Below are 258 nucleotides of genomic sequence, written 5' to 3' on the forward strand. Positions count from 1 at the left end.
GTCATACAGGTACGCCGGGCCGTAGGTCGGCGAATAGAACAGCGTCGCGCGTTGGCCCCAGACCGTGCTGTACTGCTTGTCCAGCAGGTTCTGGATGCCGGCACTGAAGGTGCCGAAGCCGGTGTCCTGGCTGCCCAGCAAATCGAAGGTGGTGTAACCGTCGATCTCGTGGTCGGCATCGTCCTTCAGGCTGAACGCATGGTTGGCTTGCAGCCGCGCACTGCGGCCATCGCCCTTCCAGCCAACAAACGCAGTGGC

Annotated in this window: 1 pseudogene; it reads right to left on the reverse strand. The window is 62.8% G+C overall.

The window, feature by feature from the left end:
* Nucleotides 1–258, reverse strand: a pseudogene (locus R0J88_RS21405) (TonB-dependent receptor); the annotation flags it as partial.

This window comes from Pseudoalteromonas sp. SIMBA_162 (assembly GCF_046535955.1).
Classification (GTDB): Bacteria; Pseudomonadota; Gammaproteobacteria; order Enterobacterales; family Alteromonadaceae; genus Pseudoalteromonas; species Pseudoalteromonas marina.